Below are 5,936 nucleotides of genomic sequence, written 5' to 3'. Positions count from 1 at the left end.
TCCACCGCGTAGGGGTCGGCGTCCAGGTCGAACAGCCGCCGCAGCCGCTGCACGGCGGTGGTGAGGTCCCGCGGGTCGGTGAGGTGCAGCCGGGCGTCCAGCCAGCCGCCGGGGCGCGTGCCGGTGCCCGGGCGCGGCGTCCTGGTGCGTTCGGCGACGGCGGCGATCCCGGTGCCGTACGGCAGCCGCAGGGTGCGCCGGTAGGTGCGGGCGCCGGGGCGGCCGGTGACCTCCTCGATCCCCGCCACCGCCTCCCGCGCGAGCTGGTCGAAGACGGCGGCGGCCTGGTACGGGCCCCGGTGGGCGAGGCGCAGCGGGATGCCGGTGCCCGCGGCGGCCCGGCGGTCCCCGCGGTGGCGCGGGGCGGCGGCCCGCACCTCGGTCGGCGTCGCCGCGTACACCTCGCGGACGGTGTCGTTGAACTGGCGCACGCTCGCGAACCCGGACGCGAACGCGATCTCGGTGACCGGGAGTTCCGTGGTCTGGAGCAGCACCCGCGCGGTGTGCGCCCGTTGCGCGCGGGCCAGCGCCACCGGTCCGGCGCCCAGCTCGGTGGTGAGCTGCCGCTGCACCTGCCGGGCGCTGTAGCCGAGGCGGGCCGCGAGCCCCGCGACACCCTCGCGGTCCACCACGCCGTCGGCGATCAGCCGCATGGCCCGGCCGACGGCGTCCGCGCGCACGTTCCACTCGGCCGAGCCCGGCACGGCGTCCGGCCGGCAGCGCCGGCAGGCCCGGAACCCGGAGCGCTGGGCGGCGGCGGCCGTCGGGAAGAACCGCACGTTGCGCCGCTTGGGCGTCACCGCGGGGCAGCTGGGCCGGCAGTAGATCCCGGTCGTCTCGACGGCGAAGAAGAACGCCCCGTCGAACCGTCCGTCCCGGCTGCGCACCGCCTCGTACCTGCTGTCCTCGTCCATCACAGGTTCCAGTGTGGGCCCCGCCCCGAGGAACCGGCTGGCGGAAAACGGACAGCCAACTGAGGGGTCAGATGCTCTCCCACTGATCCAGGATGTCGTCGGCGCTCTCCCCGTCCGCGCCGCCGACCGGTGCGGGGCCGCCCTCCTGCGGGGGCAGCTCGGCCCAGATCACCTTGCCGCGGGCGGTGTAGCGGGTCCCCCAGCGGGTGGCGAGCTGGGCGACCAGGAACAGCCCCCGCCCGCCCTCGTCGGTGGCGGCCGCCCGGCGCGGATGCGGCGCGGTGCTGCTGCCGTCGGCGACCTCGCAGATCAGCCCGCGGTCGTGCAGCAGCCTCACCCGGATGGGTGAGGCTCCGTAGCGGACCGCGTTGGTGATCAGCTCGCTGAGGATCAGCTCGGCGGTGTAGCCGGTGTCCCCGAGGCCCCAGGCGTCCAGGGTGGCGGCGCACTCGGCGCGGACCGGGGCGACGGCCGCCGGGTCGCGGGGCACGTCCCATTGCGCGACGTGTTCGGGGCCCAGCAGCCGGGTGCGGGCCACCAGCAGGGCGACGTCGTCGATGGTCCGGTCGGGCAGCACCGCGTCGAGGAGGGCCGTGCAGGTGGCCTCCGGGCCGCGGCCCGCCGAGTCGGCCAGCGCGCCGCGCAGCAGTTCGAGGCCGGTGTCGAGGTCCCGGCGGCGGTCCTCCAGCAGCCCGTCGGTGTACAGCACCAGCTGGGAGCCCTCCGGCAGCTCCAGCTCCAGCGTCTCCACCGGCATGCCGTCGCCGAGGCCCAGCGGCGGGGAGACCGGCACGTCGGGGAAGGTGGCGGTGCCGTCGGGCAGCAGCAGGGCGGGCCCGGGGTGGCCGGCCCTGGCGATGGTGACCCGTCCGGCGACCGGGTCGTAGAGGGCGTACAGGCAGGTGGCGCCGGTGACGTCGGCGACCTGGTCGGGGCCGTCGCCCGGGCCGCCGTCCCCCCGCTCGTCGCTGTCGATGCGGCTGACCAGTTCGTCCAGGTGGACGAGGAGTTCGTCGGGGCTGAGGTCGAGGGCGGAGAAGTTGTGCACGGCGGTGCGCAGCCGGCCCATGGTGGCCGCCGCGTGCAGCCCGTGCCCGACCACGTCGCCGACGACCAGCGCCACCCGCGCGCCCGGCAGTTGGATGACGTCGAACCAGTCGCCGCCCACCCCGGCCTGCGCCGGCAGGTACCGGTAGGCCACGTCGAGCGCCGACTGGTCGGGGACGCCGCGCGGCAGCAGGCTGCGCTGGAGGGTGACGGCCGTGGTGTGCTCCCGGGTGTAGCGGCGGGCGTTGTCGATGGCGACCGCGGCCCGGGCGACCAGTTCCTCGGCGACCGCCATGTCCTCCTGCTCGAACGGCTCGGCGTCCCCGGAGCGCCAGAAGCTGGCCACGCCCATCAGGACGCCGCGCGCCCGCACCGGCACCACGAGCATCGAGTGGATGCCGTGGGCGAGGATCCGGCAGGCGTTGGCCGGGTCGTACTGCTGCCATCCGGTGCCGCGGCGCAGGTCGGTCTCCAGGACCGGCATGCCGGTGCCCATGCCGATCGCCTGCGGGGTCTGCGAGGCGAAGTCCGTGAGCGAGCCGACCGGGTACAGCGGGTGGTCCGCGTCGATGGCGGTGAGGGCGGTACGGCGCATCGTGGTGCCCTCGGGTTCGCCGCCGCGCAGGATCGAGTCGAGCAGGTCCACGCAGGCGTAGTCGGCGAACCGGGGGACGGTGAACCGGGTCAGCTCCTCGGCCGTGTGCTCCACGTCGAGGGTGGTGCCGATGCTGCTCATGGCGTCGTACAGCAGCCGCAGCCGCCGCTGGGCCACGTCCGCCCGCCCGGCGACGGACCGCAGTTCGGTGGTGTCGAGCAGGGTGACGACGCTGGAGGGCGCGCAGTCGTGCGCCGTGGTGGGCCGGACGCTGACCGCGAGCAGCCGGTCGCCGGCCTCGCACACCTCGTCGGTGACCGGCCGGCCCGCGGTCAGCAGCGCGGCGAGGGACGGCGCGAGCCCGAGGCCGGTGAGCTGCCGGCCCTCCGCGTCCGCAGGCAGCCGCAGCAGGCGCAGCGCCTCGTCGTTGGCGAGCAGCAGCGTGCCGTCGGCCGCGACGATGAGCACGCCCTCCCGGGCGGCGTGCAGCACGGCGTCGTGGTGGTCGTACATCCGCCGCAGCTCGGCCGGTTCCAGGCCGCGGGTCTGCCGCCGCAGCCGGCGGTTCACCAGCACCACCCCGGCCGTCGCCAGCAGCAGCGCGCCACAGCCGGCCGCGAGCAGCAGTGGCAGCTGCCGGGCGACCTGCGCCTCGATGGTGCGGGTGGTGATGCCGACGGAGACGAGTCCGACGACCTTGCGGTGGGCGTCGAGGACGGGGGCGGTGGAATCCACGGCCACGCCCACGGGGGTGGGTGAGGTGATGGTGCGCGCGTGTCCGCGCAGCGGCTCCTGGAAGGTACCGACGACATGCTTGCCGATCAGGTGCGGGACCGGGTGGGTCCAGCGGATCCCGGCCGGGCTGAACGCGACCACGTAGTCGACCCCGGCCGCCTTGCGGATCGCCTCGGCGCGGGGTTGCAGCACCGCGGAGGGGTCCGGGGAGCGCATCGCGTCGAGGGTGCCGGGGGCGTCGGCGAAACTCACGGCGGTGGCGAGGGTGCGGTGCCGCGCCTCGTTCAGGCCGGCCTGCCGCGCCTGGAGCACCAGGGTGGTCCCGGCCACGGCGCCGAACAGCAGCAGGATCACCAACTGCAGGAGGAACATCTGTCCGGCGACCGTGCGGACACCGGGCGGCAGCCACCGGGACCGGCCGGAGTCGGCGGCGGCCAGGGACGCTCCGGCCGGGACGGAAGCGTCCCACCCCTGAAACAGGCCGAAACGCCTCTTCATGATGCATTTCTAACATTCACCAATGAAGGGGACACAGTTCGACCTGCCGGGGTGGGTGAGATGGGTCAGTTCCAGCGGCCCCGCTTCGCCTCCGCCGCCGCCCTGCCTTCCGCGCCCCTGCGCCTCCATTCCCTCCTCAGCTCGGCGCGGACGCGGGCGTCGGTCTTGGCGACGATCCACTGGTTCTCGCGGATCAGTTTCCGGTAGCTCTCCAGCCTGCGCACCGCGAGTTCACCGCTGTCCACCGCGGCGAGGACGGCACAGCCCGGTTCGGTCTCGTGCGCGCAGTCGTGGAAGCGGCACCGCTCGGCCAGCTCCTCGATCTCGGCGAACACCTGCCCGACCCCGCTCTCGGCGTCGTACAGGCCCACCCCGCGCAGCCCGGGCGTGTCGATGAGGACGCCCCCGGAGGGCAGGACGAGCAGGTTGCGGGTGGTCGTGGTGTGCCGTCCCTTGCCGTCGACGTCCCGGGCGGCCCGGACGTCCATCACGTCCTCCCCGACGAGCGCGTTGGCCAGGGTGGACTTGCCCGCGCCGGACTGGCCGAGGAGCACGGTCGTACCGGCGCCGACCAGCGCGCGCAGCACGTCGAGGCCGTCGCCGGTGTGGGCGCTGACGCCGAGCACCGGCACGCCGGGCGCGCTGTTCTCGACGTCCTGCACGAGGTGCGCGAGGGCGACCGGATCGGCCACCAGGTCGGCCTTGGTGAGGACGACCACGGGCTGGGCGCCGGACTCCCAGGCGAGGGCGAGGAAGCGTTCGACCCGGCCGAGGTCGAGTTCGACGGCGAGGGACACCGCGACGACGGCGTGGTCGACGTTGGCCGCGAGGATCTGCCCCTCGGACCGCTTGGAGGAGGTGGAGCGCACGAAGGCGGTGCGGCGCGGCAGATACGCCCGGACGTACCGGGGGTTGCCGCCCGCTTCGACGGCGACCCAGTCGCCGGTGCAGACGACGCGCATGGGGTCGTGCGGGGTGACGAAGGCGGTGTCGGCACGCACGACGCCGCCGGCGGTGACGACGTCGCACTGCCCGCGGTCGACCCGGACGACCCGTCCGGGCAGCAGCCCTTCGGCCGCGTGGGGGGCGAACGCGTCGGCCCAGTCGTCGTCCCAGCCGTAGGGAGCCAGGGCGGAGTGCACAGCAGAGGTGGAAGTCAAGGGAGACCCTTCGAAGGGCGGCCCCGGCACCGCGCGTCACAGGCGCGGAAAAAGAGAGGTGTCAGCCGGAGGCCACGGAGGTGAACGGAACGAACCGCTGGACGTGGGCAAGGCCCGTCACAGAGACAGCCATCGGTCACACCTCCCAAAATCCTCGACTCGAACGAACGGCGCTCGAGCGCTTCGCCGACGCGGCACAGCCTAGAGCCGCCGGGTTTCGCGCGCCATCGGTTTTTCCAGCGCGGTCCGCTCGCAGACTACCGGTGGGCGAAGGGCCGGTGCCTGCGGTGCGAACGGTCCGCCGACGGACCGTCGAGAAAGGGTCGCGGTCAGCGCTTCTTGGTCTTCTTCTTCTGTACCGGCGTCCAGCTGCCTCGATGCAACTGGCACCGGGAATAGCCGATCATCACAGGGTTCTGGCACCGTTTACCGGTCTTGGTCTGTGTCGACCCGCACTTGACCTGCTTGCCCATTCACCCACCCCCTCGTCCGGTTCGAAACGGCCCGCTCCGGCCCATGGTCGCCGCGCAGGGAAGCCCGCTGCCCCCGATACGGCCGGTTGCGGCCGATTCGATCCCGTACTTGCCCGAATCATGACCTGCGCGGCTCGCCTTCACCGACAGCGCGGTCGGGGGGCGAACGCCGGGCCGCGCAGGCGCGGACGACCTGTTCCGGTACGACCGCGCGTCAGCCGCTCGTGCAGGGTGCGCCGTCGAGGGTGAACCCGCCGGGGGCGCGGTTGCCGGCCGTCCAGGTGCCGGCGAGGCCGAAGGAGACGGCGGTGCCCGTGGGGACGGCCCGGTCGTAGTCGGCGGCGGTGGCGGTGACGCGGGCGCCGGACTGCCGGACGGTGGCGTCCCACATCCGGGTGACCCGCTGGCCGTCGGGGAAGGACCAGTCGACCCGCCATCCGGCGAGGGCCCGTTCCGCCGTGACGGTGACGGTGGCCTGGAAGCCGCCGGACCACTGGCTGACCAGGTCGTAGGC

The 5,936-nt window shown here is 74.2% G+C and carries 4 protein-coding genes; all 4 read right to left on the bottom strand.

Features of this window, described 5'->3' with window-relative positions:
• A partial coding sequence (locus FRZ03_RS17290; protein WP_186785470.1) for a bifunctional transcriptional activator/DNA repair enzyme AdaA occupies window positions 1–914 on the bottom strand: 914 nt, incomplete at its 3' end.
• Between the two features lie 67 nt (window positions 915–981).
• Entirely contained in the window at window positions 982–3,663 is a 2,682-nt protein-coding gene (locus FRZ03_RS17285) for a SpoIIE family protein phosphatase (RefSeq protein WP_261399211.1), read from the bottom strand.
• A gap of 191 nt (window positions 3,664–3,854) precedes the next feature.
• A complete protein-coding gene (gene rsgA, locus FRZ03_RS17280; protein ID WP_146466057.1) occupies window positions 3,855–4,949 on the bottom strand; it encodes a ribosome small subunit-dependent GTPase A in 1,095 nt (364 codons plus the stop codon).
• Window positions 4,950–5,636: 687 nt separating this feature from the next.
• The coding region (locus FRZ03_RS17275; RefSeq protein WP_186785469.1) for a cellulose binding domain-containing protein at window positions 5,637–5,936 on the bottom strand (300 nt) is incomplete at its 5' end.

Origin of the sequence: Streptomyces misionensis, assembly GCF_007896895.1 — a bacterium.
Classification (GTDB): domain Bacteria; phylum Actinomycetota; class Actinomycetes; order Streptomycetales; family Streptomycetaceae; genus Streptomyces; species Streptomyces misionensis_A.
Note: the sequence above shows the minus strand (reverse complement) of the source record. Positions and strands in the feature narration are given on the sequence as shown.

Excerpts from the sequence above, each read along its gene's own strand:
- FRZ03_RS17285 (WP_261399211.1), bottom strand. The coding sequence starts at position 3,663 with ATGTTCCTCCTGCAGTTGGTGATCCTGCTGCTGTTCGGCGCCGTGGCC.